At 62.6% G+C, this 18,725-nt stretch carries 14 protein-coding genes and 1 pseudogene; 6 read left to right on the top strand and 9 right to left on the bottom strand.

Translation table 11 applies throughout. The features are described from left to right. Positions 1–20: 20 nt before the first annotated feature. Both RIU96_RS09245 and hflX read right to left on the bottom strand, forming a co-directional pair. A complete protein-coding gene (locus tag RIU96_RS09245; RefSeq protein ID WP_144741974.1) occupies positions 21–1,301 on the bottom strand; it encodes a uracil-xanthine permease family protein in 1,281 nt (426 codons plus the stop codon). Between the two features lie 24 nt (positions 1,302–1,325). After that, a complete protein-coding gene (gene hflX / locus RIU96_RS09250) occupies positions 1,326–2,816 on the bottom strand; it encodes a GTPase HflX (RefSeq protein WP_259790842.1) in 1,491 nt (496 codons plus the stop codon). A 173-nt stretch (positions 2,817–2,989) separates the two neighbouring features. On the opposite strand from hflX, the gene RIU96_RS09255 reads away from it, so the two are divergent. Beyond that, positions 2,990–3,742: a hypothetical protein gene (locus RIU96_RS09255; RefSeq protein ID WP_144779584.1), complete on the top strand. Its 753-nt coding sequence runs from the start codon at positions 2,990–2,992 to the stop codon at positions 3,740–3,742. 21 nt (positions 3,743–3,763) lie between these two features. Continuing rightward, on the top strand, positions 3,764–4,279 hold the full coding sequence (locus tag RIU96_RS09260; protein WP_144779582.1) for a hypothetical protein: 516 nt from the start codon (positions 3,764–3,766) through the stop codon (positions 4,277–4,279). 2 nt (positions 4,280–4,281) lie between these two features. On the opposite strand, the gene dapF is transcribed toward RIU96_RS09260, so the two are convergent. The 6 genes from dapF to RIU96_RS09290 all read right to left on the bottom strand — a co-directional run bounded on the left by dapF (position 4,282) and on the right by RIU96_RS09290 (position 8,839). Further along, on the bottom strand, positions 4,282–5,082 hold the full coding sequence (dapF, locus tag RIU96_RS09265) for a diaminopimelate epimerase (protein WP_259792483.1): 801 nt from the start codon (positions 5,080–5,082) through the stop codon (positions 4,282–4,284). Continuing rightward, on the bottom strand, positions 5,079–5,978 hold the full coding sequence (miaA, locus tag RIU96_RS09270; protein ID WP_259792541.1) for a tRNA (adenosine(37)-N6)-dimethylallyltransferase MiaA: 900 nt from the start codon (positions 5,976–5,978) through the stop codon (positions 5,079–5,081). Before miaA ends, dapF begins: the two co-directional genes overlap by 4 nt. A gap of 22 nt (positions 5,979–6,000) precedes the next feature. Further along, positions 6,001–6,771 carry a hypothetical protein gene (locus RIU96_RS09275; RefSeq protein WP_259792480.1) on the bottom strand — a complete coding sequence of 257 codons (771 nt, stop codon included), beginning with the start codon at positions 6,769–6,771 and terminating at the stop codon, positions 6,001–6,003. A gap of 282 nt (positions 6,772–7,053) precedes the next feature. Next, positions 7,054–7,626, bottom strand: coding sequence for a hypothetical protein (locus tag RIU96_RS09280; protein WP_259810126.1), 573 nt, complete (start codon positions 7,624–7,626; stop codon positions 7,054–7,056). A gap of 92 nt (positions 7,627–7,718) precedes the next feature. Next, on the bottom strand, positions 7,719–8,297 hold the full coding sequence (locus RIU96_RS09285; RefSeq protein ID WP_311204886.1) for a VapC50 family PIN domain-containing toxin: 579 nt from the start codon (positions 8,295–8,297) through the stop codon (positions 7,719–7,721). A 2-nt stretch (positions 8,298–8,299) separates the two neighbouring features. After that, positions 8,300–8,839: a helix-turn-helix domain-containing protein gene (locus tag RIU96_RS09290; RefSeq protein WP_311204887.1), complete on the bottom strand. Its 540-nt coding sequence runs from the start codon at positions 8,837–8,839 to the stop codon at positions 8,300–8,302. Positions 8,840–9,096: 257 nt separating this feature from the next. Here RIU96_RS09290 and RIU96_RS09295 point away from each other — a divergent pair, with 257 nt between their 5' ends. From RIU96_RS09295 to RIU96_RS09310, 4 genes are all read left to right on the top strand, one after another. Then, positions 9,097–10,425 (top strand): DUF349 domain-containing protein, encoded by a 1,329-nt coding sequence (locus RIU96_RS09295; RefSeq protein WP_311204888.1) that lies wholly within the window; start codon positions 9,097–9,099, stop codon positions 10,423–10,425. After that, the gene (locus RIU96_RS09300) at positions 10,425–11,471 is read left to right on the top strand and encodes a GNAT family N-acetyltransferase (RefSeq protein ID WP_311204889.1); all 1,047 of its coding nucleotides are present in this window, start codon (positions 10,425–10,427) and stop codon (positions 11,469–11,471) included. Before RIU96_RS09295 ends, RIU96_RS09300 begins: the two co-directional genes overlap by 1 nt. 158 nt (positions 11,472–11,629) lie before the next feature. Then, on the top strand, positions 11,630–12,571 hold the full coding sequence (locus tag RIU96_RS09305; RefSeq protein WP_311205182.1) for an Abi family protein: 942 nt from the start codon (positions 11,630–11,632) through the stop codon (positions 12,569–12,571). 112 nt (positions 12,572–12,683) lie between these two features. Next, positions 12,684–17,609: a DEAD/DEAH box helicase gene (locus tag RIU96_RS09310; protein WP_311204890.1), complete on the top strand. Its 4,926-nt coding sequence runs from the start codon at positions 12,684–12,686 to the stop codon at positions 17,607–17,609. Positions 17,610–17,770: 161 nt separating this feature from the next. Here the strand turns inward: RIU96_RS09310 and RIU96_RS09315 are convergent. Further along, positions 17,771–18,705: pseudogene (locus RIU96_RS09315) on the bottom strand (LLM class flavin-dependent oxidoreductase). Positions 18,706–18,725 lie beyond the last annotated feature (20 nt).

Genomic DNA, 18,725 nt, shown 5'->3' on the forward strand with positions numbered 1-18,725 from the left:
GGGAATAGACGGGCGGCAGCCTAGGTGTTGTACGTGCCTTCGCCCAGCGTGGCGAAGGCCTTTTTCATGATCGGGTAGGCAACGATGATCCCGACTGAGCCCAGTGCAATGCCCTTGAGCTCCACCGGGCCGAGCGTGAGCGAAAGATCGCCGATGCCGACGATGAGGGCCACCGCGGCGGTCATCAGGTTGACTGGGTTGTTAAAGTCCACCCGGTTGTCCTGCCAGATGCGCACGCCGAGCATGCCGATCAACCCGTAGAGCACGAGGGTGGCACCGCCCAGCACCCCGACCGGGAGTGTGCCGACGATCGCGCCGAACTTCGGGATGAACGCCAGCGCAATCGCGACCACCGCAGCCACCCAGTACGCGGCCGTGGAGTACACCTTGGTCGCGGCCATCACCCCGATGTTCTCGGCGTAGGTTGTCGTGCCCGAGCCGCCGAAACCTCCGGCGAGGGTCGTCGATAAGCCGTCGCCGATGAGAGCGCGGCCCTGGTAGGCGTCCAGGTCGCGGCCGGTCATCTCGCCGACTGCTTTGACGTGGCCGACGTTTTCGGCGATGAGGACCACCAGCACCGGCAAGGTCACCAGGACAGCAGAGAGGTGAAACTCAGGCGAGTGGAAACGCGGCACGCCCACCCAATCGGCGGCGGCGACCGCGCCCAGCGCCTCGGGGCTAACCCCCTTGCTCACCCAGGCCGTGAACCACCCCACGATGACGCCGATCAGGATCGACAGGCGCGAGGCCATGCCGCGGGTGGCGACGGCCACAACCAGGATCGTTGCCAGCGTAACCGCGCCGACCAGCGGCTGCTCCTGGAAGTTGCCCACCGCTACCGGAGCCAGGTTGAATCCGATCAGCGCAACGATGGCGCCGGTGACCACGGGCGGCATGACGGCGTCGATAAGCCTCGTTCCCGCCGCCTGCACGAGCGCGCCCACCGCAATCAGCGCGAGGCCCGTGACCACCACACCGCCGAGCTGCGCGCCGACACCGTACTGCTGCGAGGCCGCCAGCGGCGCGATGAAGGCAAACGACGATCCGAGGTAGCTCGGCAGCTTGTTGCGGGTAATCAGCAGGAAGATGATCGTGCCGAGTCCCGAGAACAGCAACGTCGTATTCACGGGAAAACCCGTGAGGGTTGGGACCAGCAGGGTCGCGCCGAACATGGCGACGACGTGCTGCGCGCCGATGGCCGCGGTGCGCGGCCAAGTCAGCCTCTCATCAGGGGCGACGACCTCGCCGGGTTGAATGTGGCGACCGTCGCCGTGAAGGGTCCATCCGAATGTAGAAGTCACGAATGGATATTGTTGTCGCTCGAGCTAGCTCACAACAAACTCCGAGTACTGCTCGGCGATGACGTGGGGCAGGCGGACGTCGATAAGCGTGCCGCCCTCCTCGTAGGACTCGCTGCGCACGGTGCCCTGCTCGTGGACGCGGCTGACCACGTCGCCGCGGGTGAACGGCACGAGCATCTGCACGTGCGCCTCCACGCTGTTGAGGTGCATCTCAATCTTGCCCTCGAGCTCCGCGATGCCCTCGCCCGTGTGCGCGGAGACGAACACCACGTCGTGGCCGGAGTTGTCGAACGCGTGGCGCAGCTCCGCCAACACCACCGGATCGGCCTGGTCAATCTTGTTCACCACCACGATCTCCGGCGGGATCGACTCGCCGGACTCGCGCGTGACGTCAGAGAGCACCTTGTTCACCGCCTCGATCTGCTTCAGCGGAAACGCGTCCGAGCCGTCGACGACGTGCAGCATCAGGTCCGCGCCCGTGACCTCCTCCAGCGTCGACTTGAACGCCTCGACGAGCTGGGTCGGCAGGTGGCGCACGAAACCGACGGTGTCCGTGAGCACGACGTTACGCCCGTCCGCCAGCTGCGCCTTGCGTGTCGACGGATCCAGGGTCGCGAACAGAGCATCCTCCACCAGCACGCCGGCGTTGGTCATCGCGTTGATCAACGAGGACTTGCCGGCGTTGGTGTAACCGGCGATCGCGATCTTCGGAATCGTCGAACGCTGCCGTCGGGCGCGCTTGACCTCGCGCGCGGTCTTCATCCCGCGCAGCTCGTGGCGCAGCTTCGCCATGTCCGTGCGCAGGCGGCGGCGATCCGCCTCAATCCGCGTTTCACCGGGACCGCGCAGGCCCACGCCGCCGTTGGAGCCGGCGCGACCGCCGGCCTGACGCGACAGGTTGCCACCCCAACCACGGGTGCGCGTGTAGAGGTACTCCATCTGCGCCAGGCTGACCTGCGCCTTACCTTCCTTGCTCTTCGCGTGCTGGGCGAAAATGTCGAGGATGAGCATGGTTCGGTCGATCACCTTGATCTTCAGCGCTTCCTCGAGCGCGACCATCTGGCCCGGGGAGAGCTCGCCGTCGAACACGACGGTGTCGGCGCCGGTGGACACGACGATGTCGCGCAGCTCCTTGACCTTGCCCGAGCCGATGTAGGTGCCCGGGTCCGGCTTGTCGCGCTTTTGGTACAAAAGCTCCACGACATCCGCGCCGGCGGTCTCCGCGAGCGCGGCAAGCTCGAGCATGTTGGCTTCCATCTCGGCGGTGGTCCCCTCGATCCACGCACCGACGAGGATGACCTGTTCGAGGCGCAGCTTGCGGTACTCGACCTCGAAGCCTTCGGCCTGATCTTCGGAGTGCAGCTCCGTCTCGACCGTCACTCGGCGAAACGCGTTTCGTTCTTCCAGGTCCAGCGAACCGACTGTGGGCTCCCCGTTAGCGGTGGGTTGCGGCGCGTTGTGGCGAAACGCGCGGGCGAGAAGTTCATCGTGGTTGAGCTCTAGCGGCTCGGTCATCGTTGGTTTTGTCATTGAGTCCTTAGTTTAACGGGTTCTGCTTGTCAGGTGTGCATTATCTAACGCCGCGCGCCCCGGATTTCTTCCCAGCGCCGGGCCTGTGGTGCTGTCAGCGCACCCCGGTGAGCCCACCGCACAAACCGGAATGAACCCGCGGGGTAGTATGTGCCACTATGAGCGATACGAAGACCCGGGATTTGTCCAGCATCGGCTTGGGATTTGCCCAGTGGCAGGATGCCGTGGAGGCCGCGATCGCATCCGGCCGTTTACAGGTCACGGGCGAGGTCCGGGGTGGTCAGTTGATCCAATACTCCGACGCATCGGGCGCGCAGCTGAACATCCTCGCCGTCGAGCCGTTCGCCACGTTCGCCGGGTTCGCCGCCGACACCCGCACCTTCGCGCACGTGACCATGCTCAACGATGTCGTCGCGCTCGCCGACATCGTCGACCCGCACGGCAGCAACATCGCCTCGGTCACTGTCAACTTGGCCCAGGGGCCGCTGCTTGTCGACGCCCCCACCCTGACCTGGCAGGAGCTCGCCGTCACCGCACTGGGGCTCGATTTTGAGGTCTTTGCGGACGTGGACGCCTTCCACGCCGCCAATCCTGGTGACATCGTGGGCGAGATCCTCTCCCCCGGCGCCGAGGCCGTCGCCTCGACAGCCGCGTCCGCCCCGGATGCCGCGGCGCGCCTGGCGGCCCGCGTCCTCGAGGCCGAGTACCGCGTCAGCGAGCTCACCGGTGAGCGCTTCATCCACGTTTCAGTCGACGGCGCCTTCCCGTTTGAGGTGTGCCTGCCCGACGGTGAGCTGCCCCAGCGCAACAACATCATCGCGGGCACCGCGGTGTTGGTGGGCACCATCCCGACCCCGGCCGGCGGAGGCTGCGGCGGGTGCGGCGACTCCTGCGGCTGCGGCGGGCATTAGAGGTTTATCGGGGGGCAACCCATGTCATCAGCGCGACGGGATTTCTGGCAGGCGATCGGGATGGGTCTGCTCATCGCCGCCTTCGCGCTGCTGGTGCTGTGGCTCAAGGTGGCCGGGCTGCTGCTCGCGCTCACAATCCTCGGGGCACTCATCGTGCTCATGCAGCGCTACGACACCACTCCCGAGGTGGCGTCGCTGCGCGCCTCGCTGGCAATCGCGCGCGACGACATCGCGGAGACGCTCGCGCTATACGACGACCTCCTCACCGGCATGTCCGCCGAGGCGATCGCCGATCGCACCCTGCATGTCCCCGCGCTAGCAGATCGGGGTACGACCAACCCCGTGATCCAGGATTTCCACCTGCGCGCGGACGCGGCACGCCGCTTCCTGCAGCGTGTCGACGGTCTTTTGGCAAGCACCGACCTCGACCGGCCGCAGCTGGAACGGCTCATCGCCGTGGCCGACGAGCGCGCGGAAAACCTCGCCGCCTCCTGGCAGGACGCGCGCCGCGCCGCCCGCGAGATCGGGCCTGGGTAGCGTTACAGAAGCACCGTCCCGCGCGCGACAATCTTCGACGGGCCCGTCATCAGCGCTTCGCCGTCGCTCAGTTCCACTTCGATGGCGCCGCCGGGAACGTTGACGGTGACAGTGCCGTTTTCCACCCCGGCGTCGGCAAGTGCGGCGCGGGCGGCGGCAACGGTTCCTGTGCCGCACGAGCGGGTCTCGCCCACTCCGCGCTCCCACACGCGCATATGGACGTGCCCGTCGTTTAGCTCGGTGAGCACCTCGACATTGACCCCCTCAGGGAAGAAGGAGTGGTCGAAGGCGGGTTGTGCAAACTGCATCGCGTCCAGCTCCGCGGCGGTGAGGCCGGGGATCACCGCCGCGAGGTGCGGGTTGCCAACATCGACGCCGAGGCCGGCGAAGTCGAAGTCTCCCATGCGGGCAGTTGAGACGCCGGTAACCTCCACGCGGCCCATGCCCACCGTGACCGTCGCGTCCGTCGAGTCTGCCTGCAGCACCTCGATGTGCTTGACACCGGCGCGGGTGTCCACGTCGAATTCGCGCTCGGTGACCAACCCCTCGGCGACGAGCACGTGGGCGAAGACGCGGACCCCGTTGCCGCACATCTCGGCAATGGAGCCGTCCGCGTTGCGGTAGTCCATGAACCAGCGCTCGCCGCGATTGACCACACGTAGCAAACCGTCGCCGCCGATGCCGGCGCGGCGGTCACACAGCGCGGCGACGTCCGCTTCACTCAACGTCAGGGCGTCTGCCGGGTCCGGAATGACCACGAAGTCGTTCTCAGTGCCGTGTCCTTTGAGAAACTCGATATTCACCCCAGCGAGTCTAGCGCCGCTTCAACCACAGCCTCGTCAGCCGCGTCCAGCCACGTGATGCGGGGGTCACGGTTGAACCAGGAGCGCTGCCGTCGCACGTAGCGCCGCGTCCCGGTGATCGTCTTCTCCAGCGCCTGCGCCTCGTCCATCTCCCCGGCCAGCAGGCCCAGCACCTGCGCATACCCGATGGCGCGGCCCGCGGTGGAGTCTGCGACCAGACCGTCACCGACCAGCCCGCGTACCTCGTCGACAAAGCCGTTGTCGAACATCAGCTGCGCGCGCAGTGCGATGCGGGGATTGAGCCAGTCCGGATCTGTGCGCAGCCCCAGGATGCGGGTGCCCCAGCGCGGCGGGGCGTCCTTCGGCGGCTGGGAGGCGGCGAAGGGTTTGCCCGTGAGCTCGATGACCTCGAGTGCGCGCACGGTGCGCCGCGGGTCCTTGTCCTCGATGGTCGCTGCCGCCGCCGGATCCACCTGGGCAAGCTCTGTGTGCAGTGCGTCGACTCCGATCTCGGCAAGCCGGGCCTCGTACTTCGTGCGGACGGCGGGGTCGGTCGGGGGGAACGCCCAGGCGTCGATAAGCGACTGCACGTAGAGCATCGAGCCGCCGACGAGCACGGGGACCTTGCCGCGCGCCATGATGTCTTGAACCGTGGCGACCGCGAGGGACTGGTACTCGGCGACGGAGGCCGTCTTGGTCACCGGCCAGATATCGAGCAGGTGGTGCGGGATGCCTCCGCGCTCAGCGGGTGGGAGCTTCGCCGTGCCGATGTCCATTCCCCGGTAGAGCTGCATGGAGTCGACGTTGACCACTTCCCCGCCGAGTTCTCGTGCGAGGCTAATGCCGAGGGCGGACTTGCCCGAGGCGGTCGGGCCGACGACGGCGATGGGACGGATCACGGATAGTAGCCTAGCGGGGCTAACTTCTTGTCAGCTTTGCCACGTCCGTTTCTGGGCACGCCCACCCTGCCGGGGCGGGCATACCGTACTCCTGCACAAGCACCTTCAGTGCCACCTCCGGACAGTCGCGCACAACCGCAGCGGTTTGAATCCTGCGCCAATCTTCCCTCGCCCGCTTGAGTTGCTTTGCCCAAGCACCGTTTTTGACATTCAGGTCAAATTCGACTCGAAGCACCTCAAGGATGTCTTCCATGCACGGCCGAAACCTATGGCCCCCGGTGGGAAAGTGGAACGAGGACAGCTTTTTACCTTTTTTAAAGTAGTCTTCAAGCTTGCCCTGTTTCTCCACGTCCACCTTTGCGGCGAAGCTCATGAGATGGGTAAATTCATCCCGGTGCGCATGTACGTGAAAATGCGAGCTGGGTCGATATTTATTTGAGCCCCTTACGTACTCGACACGGAACAGGGGCTCCTTCGTCACTTCATCGTAAGGATAAACTGCAAATGAGGACTTCTCTACGGCGAGGAACCGACTAGCGGAATCCCACGTACAGCCGATTGTCACCGCCAAGCTCAATACGCCCTGCCCGCGGGATTTCAGCAACAACGCGCCCGGCGCTTCCTCGCTTTGATCGAACCGGATGTTGACTAACTCGCGAGTCTGGGACGAATTCACCACAGTTGTTTTAAATGGCGGGCACTCCCCCGCAAAGGCATTCAGCGACCTAGTGAGATCGCCGACGAACTTATCAACGAGTTCTTCCAGACTCGCTTCGCCGTGCTCACTCACGACCGAGAAGCCATCTCAACTCGCTGATTCGCTCCCACACCCCTCGTTCACGAGGGGAGAGCTCATAGCGGTACGCGCGCTGCTCAAATCTTTGAATCCCACCGTCGACCGACGCCTCAAGTTGGGCCAGCTCACGCTCCGCCTGCTCGGGGGTCAACCGTTGCATCGCCGGTACAGTCATATTTTCCTCCTTCACCACTACGTCTTACCTTGCCACACATTATGCATTGGCGAAGGACATCCCCGACCAATTTATAGAACAGGTGTTCTCTTGCTTACTACTCACAACGACCACTCCGCCACATACGCCCCCACGCCCAGCGAATCATCGCTATCCACCAGGCGCTTTTCAGCCTCCAGCGCCGCGAGCTCACGCCACAGCTGCTTCTCGACGACCCCGTCCAACGACCCCGGAAACTCCCCGCCGTCGACGAACCTCTCGAGCGCCTCGTGCGCCTCGCGCGCTCCCTCCACCAGTGCGAGCGGGGCGCGCTCGGTCAAACCCGCTGGCCCGTCAACGACAACGACCGTCAGCGCATCGGTGTCAATGGGCTGCAGGTGTTCGCGTGAGCCGGCGACGTCCGGATCCTCGAGCGCGTAGCGGGCGACGAGCTCCGGCAGGTGGTTGCCACCCTTGAGCGTGACCTGCGGGGCTCCCCACGCGGCGAAGGATCCGGTGTGCGCGGTGTACCAGCGCTCGTCCCGGCTGCCGACGATGTGGATTGGGCGCGGCGGGTAGCCCGCAACCGTGCGCCGGATGGTTTCCGCAAGGCGGCGCGAAGGGCCGTGCGCTGGGGAAAGCTCGCGCACGAGCGCCGGGGATCCGGGGATGATCAGGAGGTTGGGCGCTGTCACAGGCTCCACCTTAGCCACTGCCCCTCCGCCTAAAGTCACACACCTGAAACCGCTCCGATTAGCCTCTAGAACCCCCGCAACTCTCACCGTTTTTAGGGGGAGGCGCGCCAAATCTGCCGGCGCGCATACGTCGCGAAATTTTCCGCTCCCGCCTTCTCCAGACTGGAGATGATGTCTTCCACGGTACGTGGCGGGTTAATCATGTCCTCCGCCTGCCCTCGAAGGACGTCCATGACTAGGCTCGCATTCAGGTCCAGCTGATTGAGAAGGAACTCGTCAGGGGTCTGTACCGAGAGTTGAAAACGCTTTAGTTCCCTCTCGGGGAAATCTTTCGCGTTCGCAGTAACGATGATGTCAGCACGTCCGAGAATCGCTGCGGCGACAACATGGCGGTCATTTTCATCCGGAAGATCAATGGCTTGAACCAGAGGTTCCCAGCCGCGAACACAGGCATCCACAAATACCTCGTTCATCACGTTCACCCGCCGGCGAGCCGCGCCAGTCTCTTTCATATCCGGGTGGACTCTCTCCAAAGCTCTCCTGGTTTCTTCGAGAATGAGGGAATTCCAGATCAGCCGGTAGAGACCGGATTCCGCTAAGCGCAAGAGAGTGTCGGCCTGAGAAATGGGAACCATCGCGCACGCATCAAGCACCGCACTGAAGCGCGCCACCGCTATAGCTCCTCGTTGACTTTTTTGCGGACCTCCGCGAGAGCATCGCGGTAGGAATCCGCAGTCTCGTCGTATAAGCCCAGGGCCGCTGCCTCGGCGGTAAGGGCTCGCAGCGAGTTTCTACGCTGCACTTGTGTGCGCTCCTGATAGGTGAGCACGTCTGCGAGACGCACTTTGCGGTGTCTGCCTCCTGATGTCCTCTCATAGGGAATCTGTCCGTCTTCGAGAAGCTTGACCAGCGTAGGGCGGCTGATCCCCAGAAAGTTTGCGGCTTCTTGAGTGGTGAGGAGTTGATCAACCGGTGCCACGGTAATGGCTTTACCCGCTTGCATAGCATCAACCACCTCGCTCAGGATGTTAAAAACCTCCTCAGGCAGGGGCACTGTTTGCCCATCCGGTCCGAGCAGTGCTGCATCCTCTCTGATTATCGAGAGAAACTTTCTAAGATCGAGAAGCTCATCGAGCTGCGCAGGGGGCATCACTGTATGCGACCCTCGCCTGCGCGCCGAGCTGGCCATGAGATGGTCTTGTGCTGTAGCCATACACCCACCCTAGCGCGGGAAAACGAAAAATTCGCAAACTCCTCCGGGGAACATTCACCCCGCCCCCTTCCGCCTAAAACCGGACGGCTAACGTTGCACTGACCCAACCCCTGAAACACAGCACTTTTCGGCATCCGGTTTTAGGCGGAAACAACGGTACAACCCGCACACCACCCTTCCGATACCAGTAGACTCATCGGCAGCATCACAGGCAGCCGTGCCGCGCGGCGACACACGAGGCGAAAGGACCTTCCACGATGACGCAGAACTCCACCCCGGCACCGGGCCCCGGCATCCCCACCCCGGGCGTTCTCGCTCGCAAGAAAGTCAACCCCGCCCCGGCAACGCCCACCCCGACACCGACGAAGGCTGATCCGTCGAAATTCGGCCGCGTGGCTGACGACGGCACCGTCTACCTCACACGCGGCGGCACAGAGCGCGCCATCGCCAACTGGCAGGCCGGCACCCCCGAGGAGGGCCTCGCCCACTACGGCCAGCGCTTCGACGACCTGGTCACCGAGGTCGCGCTGCTGGAAACCCGCCTGTCGACCCACCCGGAGGACGCCGACTCCCTGAAAACGCAGGCCCAGAGCATCAAGGACACCCTCGACGAGCAGGCCGTGATCGGCGACCTGGATGCCGTGGACAAGCGACTCGACGCCATCATCGACAACTCCACCAAGGCCCGCGAGGCCGCCAACGAGGCGAAGCAGCAGCGCCGCGCCGAGGCGATTGCCCGCAAGGAGGCGCTCGCCGCGGAAGCCGAGGACCTTGCGGAGAACTCCACGGAATGGAAGGCCGCGGGCGATCGCATCCGCGCGATTCTCGATGAGTGGCGCACCATCCGCGGCATCGACCGCAAGACCGACGATGAGCTGTGGAAGCGCTACTCGCGTGCCCGGGACGGGTTCAACCGTCGCCGGGGCGCGCACTTCGCCGAGCTGGACCGCGGCAGGGCTGCAGCGAAGAAGGCAAAGGAGGACCTCGTCGCCCGCGCGGAGGCGTTGAAGGACTCCACCGAGTGGAACGAGACCGCGCGGGCCTACCGCGATTTGATGGACGAGTGGAAGGCGGCCGGCCGCGCCCCGCGCGACGTGGACGACAAGCTGTGGGCACAGTTCCGCGCCGCCCAGGACCACTTCTTCGGCGCCCGCGACGCCGTCAACGCCGAGCGCGACCGCGAGTTCGAGGCCAACGCCGCGGCGAAGGACGCGCTGATTGCGGAGTACGATTCCCAGATTGATCCGGCCAAGGGGCTCGGCGCGGCGAAGTCGAAGCTGCGCGAGCTGCAGGATAAGTGGGAGGAAATCGGTTACGTTCCGCGCGGCAAGGTCCGCGAGTACGAGGACAAGATCGCCGCGATTGAGAAGCGCGTGGCCGATGCCGAGGAGTCGCGCTGGCGCGCCTCCGATCCTGCCGCCCAGGACAAGGTCAACCAGTTCCAGGTCAAGGCGGACGACCTGACCAAGCAGGCGGAGGAGGCCTCGGCGAAAGGCAACGCGAAAAAGGCTGAGGAGCTGCGCGCCCAGGCGAAGCAGTGGCAGGAGTTCGCGGACGTTGCCGCGAAGGCGGTCAGCAGCCAATAGTGCCTACCGCGCTCATCGTCGACTCCGGTGACACCGAGGCCATCAACGCCTACGTGTTCTCCTCCACCCTGGCCGCCCAGGACATCACGGGGTTGTCCACGTCGGGCGTTTCAGCGGCGCACGTGGCCAAACGCCTCGAGGGCTCGGCGGAGTCGCTGTCGTACCTTTTCGCACTGACCACCCGCGAGGCCCCGCGCCCGCTTGGAGATCTCGGCTACCCCGCCCTTAGCCCCGACGATCTTCTCGACGTCGAGGCCTGGGTCTTCGCCTCCCTCCCCCTGTTGGAAGACACCCGCGTCCTCGAGGCCCACATCACCCTCGACGCCGCCATCGCGCCCCTGCCCGGCGAGGAGATCCCCGCTGCTCCCTGGGCCCACGCGCTTTCGCTTATCGACGCCCTCTCCAACGCCCTCCACCGCCCCATCCGCCACGTGTGGGTGACGCACTCCCTAGGCGCCAATGAGCCTCCCGCCCTGCGCGAGCACGGTTACACCCCGGCGTTTTCGGAGGTACAGGCAACGCTGTCCCTGGAGGCAGTGCCCGCACCCGTGCACGCGGTGGATGTCGTCGCCGACATGGATTTCGCACCTGAGGACATCGACTCGTTCCTGCGCCTGCTCGCCTCCGCATCGGCGAATTTCCCGCGCGGCGAGCTCATCCTCGACACCGTGGACTGGACCCGCCAACGGCTCACCGACGCCGGCGCACGGCTGCGTGACCGCGGCGGTACCCAACTCACCGCCCTCGCACGCAACGACTCGGGTGAAGTTGTCGGCCTTGCTGAGGCCGTCACCTTCGACCACGACGTCGAATCCGTCTGTGAGCTCGGCCTGGTCTACGTTCTGCCCGAGTACCGTGGTCGGGGTCTCGGGTGCGATCTGGTAGCGGCGGTGCTGTGTGTTGCACGCGAGCGGTGGGAGGACGCGGAGACGGCGTTCGCTTCCTGCCCTGCGGGTGAGGTTGTGGCCGAGGCATTGGTCGAGCGGTTCTCTGTTGATATGGTATCGGCGACCACGGTGTGGCAGCGTCAGGGTAAGCGCGATTAGCGGTGGCCACCCTGGTCCGTCAAGGAATTCCCCTCTGACAATTGCCATGAGGGGATGCGGATGCTATATTCGAATTAACCGTTCAGCCCGCCTCGACATTCGTCGGGAGTGGGCTGGATCTCTATTTCCGCAAGGGCAGGGGGAGCTCGGTGGCAAACATGCTTAAATCCGCAACTTCTATCGCCGATCAGATCCAATTGCTCCGTTCTCGCGGTCTATCCGTCGATGAGTCTCTTGCACGACAGTGGCTGTCAAACGTCTCCTACTACAGGCTCTCGGCCTATTGGTACCCCGCGAGACAACAGGGTTCTGGAGGTCAACGGCTCGACACGTTTGTACCAGGCAAATCCTTCGATGATGTCGTCGCCTTATACGAAGCCGACCGCAAGCTTCGCACGCTTGTCCATGACGGCATGGAACGGGTCGAGATCACGATGCGCACGAGGATCGGTGAGATCGTCTGTCATCCTGATCCCCTAGCCTATGAAGATCCACGCCTATTCCGGCCGACATTCAATCATTCTCAATGGATGAGCACCGCACGAAAACGAATTGCTCGTGCGAGCCGGCACAACGATGCAATTAAGCATTACACGGCTCATTACAATGGGCGGTACCCGTTCTGGGTACTTGCGGAGGTCTTAGACTTCTCGGACATTTCCAGGTTGTTCGAGGGTCTCTTCGCAAACCAGCAGAGAGAAATAAGCGCGGACCTCGGTTTCATTTTTAGTTTGGAGGCTCTCTCCACGAGCCAACAACGCAAGGTTAAAACGAAACCTCCGCTTGCACGCTGGCTCGAGCAGCTAACGGTCATCCGTAACACCTGCGCACACCACGGAAGGCTGTGGAATAAATCCTTCACTCCCGCGCCTACCGCGGCGCTGCGGACTTTGCCGCAATTCAACGAGCTCCCGGAATCCCAAAGCGAACGACTCTATGGCGCTTTATTGGTCATGGCGCACATTCTTCGAATCGCATCCCCGGGTACGAGCTGGCCCGGAAAAATTGCCGGCCTTATCAACCACGACTTCCTCACCAACTCTCTTGTTGAACCTTTTTCGCTCGGACTTGCTCAAGGAAACACTTCGACCCTCGGGTAAATGCGAGAATTAGTCGGCATAGTTGCAGTTCCATCGACTTAAGACCCCAGCTGTAGAAACCCATCGCTCTGAATGGATGCACCAGCCCCATCTGTAGGACATAATTCCCAGTATGTCTTCGTTCGCTCAGGTCATGGATCAGCTCCGGGAGAACCAACCCGCGGGCAAGTACGGTTCCGCATTCGAGAAGCTCATGGTGAACTTCTTCCGATCGGATCCGGTCCTGGCCAACGAGTACGAAGATGTCTGCCGCTGGGTGGACTGGCGCTACAACGGAAGCAACGCGGACACCGGAATCGATCTGGTAGCCCGCCGGCGTGAGGACGGTCGCTGGACAGCCATCCAGTGCAAGTTCTACAAGGAATCCACTTACCTGCAAAAGGGCCACCTGGACTCCTTCTTTGAGGCTTCCGGGCACAGTTTCTCCACTGAGAATGGTCCGGAATCCTTCGCCAACCGCATCGTCATCTCCACCACCGACAAGTGGTCCGCCAACGCCGAGAAGGCTTTAGAGAATCAGGTCATCCCGACTAGCCGCATCGGTTTGGCCGACATCGCCCAGTCCCCCATCGACTGGGACGTCGCCTTTCCCGGCTCAGAAATTCAGGTCAACCTCTCCCGCAAGGAGACCTTTTCGCCGCGCCCTCACCAGCAGACGGCGATTGATAAAGCCATCGAGGGGTTTGAAACCTCAGACCGCGGCAAGCTGATCATGGCGTGCGGCACCGGCAAGACCTTCACCGCTTTGCGCCTGGCTGAGCAAATCGCCTACCACAACGGCGGGAAGGCAAGGGTTCTGTTCCTAGTCCCGTCCATTTCCCTGCTCTCGCAGACGCTGAAGGAATGGACGGCGCAGGCGTGCGTGGATCTGAGATCGATCGCAGTTTGTTCCGACACCAAAGTGTCAAAGAAGGCCGAGGACATCGCCTCGTACGACCTTGAAGTCCCCGTCTCCACCAACGGGGCCGAGATTGCATCCCGCATGAGCTCCGGCAAGCGCAGCAGCGGTTTGCACGTCATTTTCTCCACCTATCAGTCGCTGCCCGCGATTCATGACGCCCAGGCAAGCGGCCTCGACGAATTCGACATAGTCATCTGCGATGAAGCACACCGCACCACCGGTGTGACTCTCGCCGGTGAAGAGGCCTCGAACTTCACGAAGGTGCACGACGCCGACTACATCAGGGCCGCCAAGCGGCTGTACATGACCGCCACTCCGCGGCTTTTCGACGACGCCGTCAAGGGCAAGGCCGCCGAGCACTCCGCCGAGGTCGCATCCATGGACGACGAGGCAATCTTCGGGCCAGAGTTCCATCGCCTTGGCTTCGGCGAGGCGGTGGAAGCGGGTCTTCTCACCGACTACAAGGTCCTGGTGATGACGGTCGACGAGGACATCGCGGCGGATACCCTAGCCCGGGGCGATCAAGAGATTAACCTTTCGCTCGCTTCAGCCATGATCGGCGCGTGGAACGGCCTTGCCAAACGTTCTGGCAAGGAGCAGGGAACGAAGTCGGGCTTCGAACACGGTGCTGAACCCATGCGCCGTACGGTAGCCTTTGCCAAGGACATCAAGACCTCAAAACAGATCGCCGAGACCTACCCGGCGCTGATTGCGAACTACCAGCAGTCGTTGCGCGAGGCATCGGCGATGAGCGATATCTCGGAGCTCAACCTGGAGCTTGATGTGGAAGCGCAGCATGTCGACGGCTCCATGAACGCCCTGGCCCGTAACAACCGCATTTCCTGGTTGGAGTCCTCCTTCACCGGTACCGAAACCCGCGTGCTCACCAACGCCCGCTGCCTCTCAGAAGGTGTGGACGTCCCCGCGCTCGACTCCGTCATTTTCTTCAACCCCCGCAATTCCATGGTCGATGTCGTCCAGTCCGTGGGCCGCGTGATGCGCAAGTCGGAAGGCAAGGACTACGGCTACATCATCCTGCCGGTGGCCGTGCCCCCAGGGAAGTCCCCGTCGGAGGCGCTCAACGACAACACACGGTTCAAGGTAGTCTGGCAGATCCTCAACGCGCTGCGCGCCCACGACGACCGCTTCAACGCCGTGGTTAATGCAGTTTCGCTCAACGATGGCAAGCCTGACGCCCTACCCATCGATGTCGTACACATCGACGACCCCGCGAAGAAACTTGACGAAAACTCCGGCGACCGCACCGACCCGCCGACAGAGAGGGAAAATGAACTTTCCTCACAAACCCTCGCCCTGTTCTCCCTGGAGCAGTGGCAGGAAGCAATGTACGTCAAGATTGTCGACAAGGTGGGCACACGAACCTACTGGGAAGACTGGGCCGACGACGTCGCCGAGATCGCCCAAGCACAGATCACGCGAATCAAAGCGATCTTGGCTAACGCCAATCCGAAACTGCGCCGGGAATTCGACTCTTTTGTCGAGGGCCTTCGTAACAACCTCAACGACTCAATCACTCCCGAATCGGCCGTGGAGATGCTCTCCCAGCACCTGATCACCGCCCCAGTGTTCAACGCGCTGTTTGCGGAATACGACTTCGCCGCCCATAACCCTGTCTCGAAAGTCATGCAACGCATGATCGACGCGATGGCGAACAACCACCTCGACGCAGAGACGGAAAAGCTGGACAAGTTCTACGAGTCGGTGCGACTGCGCGCCGCCGCGGTGACTTCGGCCTCCGGCAAGCAACAGGTGATCAAGGAACTCTACGAGCGCTTCTTCCGTAAGGCCTTCAGGAAGCAAGCCGAGGCACTTGGCATTGTCTACACCCCCGTGGAGATCGTGGACTTCATCCTGCGCGCGGCGAATGACGCGTCCCTTGAGCACTTTGGCCGCGGGCTAACAGACGAAGGGGTGACCATCCTCGACCCCTTCGCTGGAACCTCGACGTTCATGGTCCGATTGCTCCAATCGGGCCTCATCAAGCCAGAGGACATGGCGCGGAAGTACGCAGGAGAGCTCTTCGCCACCGAGATCATGCTGCTGGCCTACTACGTCTCCGCGGTCAACATCGAGACCACCTACAACGCGTTGCAAGCCGAGGAAGCGTTGCGACGAGGCGAGCCGGAGCCCGACTACGTGCCGTTTAACGGCATCGCACTGGCGGATACCTTCCAGATCCACGAGGACGGCGACATCCCTGACCTGAACATCTTCCGCGAAAACAACGCCTCGATCGAACGGCAGAAGAAGGCTCCGATCAACGTGATCATCGGCAACCCGCCGTACTCTGCGGGGCAGACCAGCGCCAACGATCTCAACGCCAACCTGAAGTACCCCAGCCTGGACAAGCGCATCGCCGAGACGTATGTGGCCTTGTCAACCGCGACGAACAAGAATTCGCTCTACGACTCTTACCTTCGCGCCTTCCGCTGGGCCACCGACCGTATCGGCGACCAGGGAATTGTCGCGTTCGTCTCCAACGGCGGCTGGATTGACGGCAACACAGGGGACGGCGTGCGCCTGTCAATGGAGCGAGACTTCACCGACATGTACGTGTTCAACCTGCGGGGCAACCAACGCACCGCCGGTGAGCAGTCTCGCAAAGAAGGCGGCAAAGTGTTTGGTTCTGGTTCACGCAGCACCATTGCCATCACCGTCGGTATCAAGGACCCGCAGCGAACCGGATTCGCCCTCCACTACCGCGATATCGGCGACTACCTCAGCGCCGAGGAAAAGCTGGGCATTGTCAACCGAAGCAGCCTAGGGAACGTCGAGTGGCAGACTATTCAGCCGAACGATTCCGGCGATTGGTTAAATCAACGAAGTGAAGACTTCGGAACATGGCCGGTGCTCGGTGATAGAAAAACCACCGTGACGAGGTACTTTGATAATATTTCCATGGGTCTAGGAACAAGCCGGGACAGTTGGGTTTACAATTTTTCGCCTACTAACCTCCGAGAGAACGTTTCACGTCATATTGAAACATTCAACCAAGCCGTCAGCAGTTTTAATTTACAGCAGAATGCGACAGATTTTTTAAAGTCGAATCCTCGCTTTTCCAGTGCTACTGAGATCAAATGGTCGTCGAGTCTCACAAGTAGGCTAGCGCAAGGCAGAAAAATTCGTCCGTTTTCTAGTGAAATGATTGTGGAAGTGTCCTACCGACCTTTCCACAAGCAACTGGCTTATTTTGAGCGTCCACTAATTCATCGCGTCTCCCAGCTTTTAACGTCATTTCCTACAAAGAAACATGAGAATATAGGGATCATTGCAACCGCAGCTGCGGACCGGACTAAGTTTGCTGTAATAGCTGCAGACAGAATCGTTGATCTTAATTTCTGGGGTGTACCTGCCCAACTCTTCCCGCGCTTCACCTGGGCACCGGTCGACGCTGATGGCGTCCTGTTCGGTGAAGGGAGCGTCGTCACGCAAGCTCTCGAGCCGAGCGAGTACGGCGAGATCGGCGAGGTTGTCGACGGGTACGTGCGTGTGGACAACGTCACCGACGAGATCAAGGCGATCTACCGTGGAGCCCTGGGATCCGACATCACCGGCGATGACATCTTCCACTTTGTCTACGGCAAGCTCCACGACCCCGCCTACCGCGAGACGTACGCGGCAGACCTGAAGAAGATGCTCCCGCACATCGAGACGCCCGCCTCGCGCGAGGAGTTCGATAAGTTCGCCACCGCAGGGCGGGAACTCATGAAGCTGCACGTGGGGTACGAGGATGTCGAGCCGTGGCCCGTCACGGTCACTGTCAAGGGAGATGCAACGGACCGCGAGACGTGGCGAGTAACCAAAATGGCGTGGGCGAAAACCGTCGACCCGGAAACGGGTAAGAACATCAACGACGTGACCACACTGAAGTACAACTCTCGCGTCACCATCTCTGACATCCCTGTCGAGGCCGATGAGTACATGCTCGGTTCGCGCAGCGCGCTCGGGTGGATTGTGGACCGTTACCAGGTGAAGAAGGACAAGGCTTCCGGCATCGTGAACGACCCAAACGACTGGGCAGACGAAGTCGGGAACCCGCGCTACATCGTGGACTTGATCGCGAAGGTGACGCGGGTGGCGGTGGAGACGGTGCGTATCGTTGAGCGGCTCAACTAAGGGCTCGCTTCAGGCAACTGGCGTTGTGCAAACGAGCGCCAGGGGTCAGCTCACGGTTAAGCGTGAAGCCCAGGCTTGCTCGCCGAGAAGTCGCGCCACAGTTTCACGAGCCCCACGATCACCAAGCGCATCATGCTGAAAAGCACCACGAGGTCCGACCTCTACCCCTCCTCCAGCAACTCCCGCACCCGCGGGATGACCTGCTCGCCCATCAACTGGATCGATTCGAGTGAGTACTCGTGCGGCAGGGTCCCGTTAGAGTACTTGAACACCAGGCGATCCAGGCCGAGCTCACGTATTGTGTGCGCCGTCTTTTGCACCACCGTCTCGGGTGAGCCGAGGTGCAGCGCGCCGTGGCGGATCTCGTTGTAAAACTGCTCCCGCGTCGGCTCCGACCAACCGCGGTCGCGCCCGCCCAGCGTACGGGATCGGTGCCAATGCGGGTAGATCCGCTCAGCTGCCTCCTCATCGGTTGCGGCCACGAAGCCGTGCACGTGGGTACCGCCGCAGTCGCGCGGTTCGCCGAATTCCTTGTTCACCCGGTGGTAGAGATCCACGAGGGGTTTGAAGCGCACGGGCGCGCCACCAATGATCGCCAGCATCAACTTCACCCGCTGACGTGCCGCGCGCACGACGGACTCGGGGGATCCGCCCACCGCAACCCAGTCCGGCAGGGGTATATCGGTGCGCGGGCAGACCGCGGCGCGCTCAAGCGGCACCCGGGTGGAGCCCGCCCAGGAGAACGGCGTGGCCGTGCGGTTGGCGTCGAGAAGCGGGCGCACAAGGTCGAGCTTTTCCTCGAAGATCGCCTCGTAATCTCTCAGGTCGTAGCCGAACAGCGGGAAGGACTCGGTAAACGAGCCGCGACCGAGCTGCATCTCGGCGCGACCATCCGAGAGTGCCAGCAGCGTGGAAAACGCTCGGAGACGCGCACCGGGTCGTCCGAGGACAACACGATGACCGAGGTGGTCAGGTGGATGTTGTTCGTGCGCGAGGCAATGGCGGCAAGCGGCATGTCGGGGGCGGACGCGGCGTAGCCCTCCCGGTGGTGCTCGCTGATGCCGAAGGCATCGATCCCCGCGGCGTCGACAAGCATGGCCTCCTTGATGACACTGC

This window comes from Corynebacterium sp. Z-1 (genome assembly GCF_031844665.1).
Classification (GTDB): domain Bacteria; phylum Actinomycetota; class Actinomycetes; order Mycobacteriales; family Mycobacteriaceae; genus Corynebacterium; species Corynebacterium sanguinis.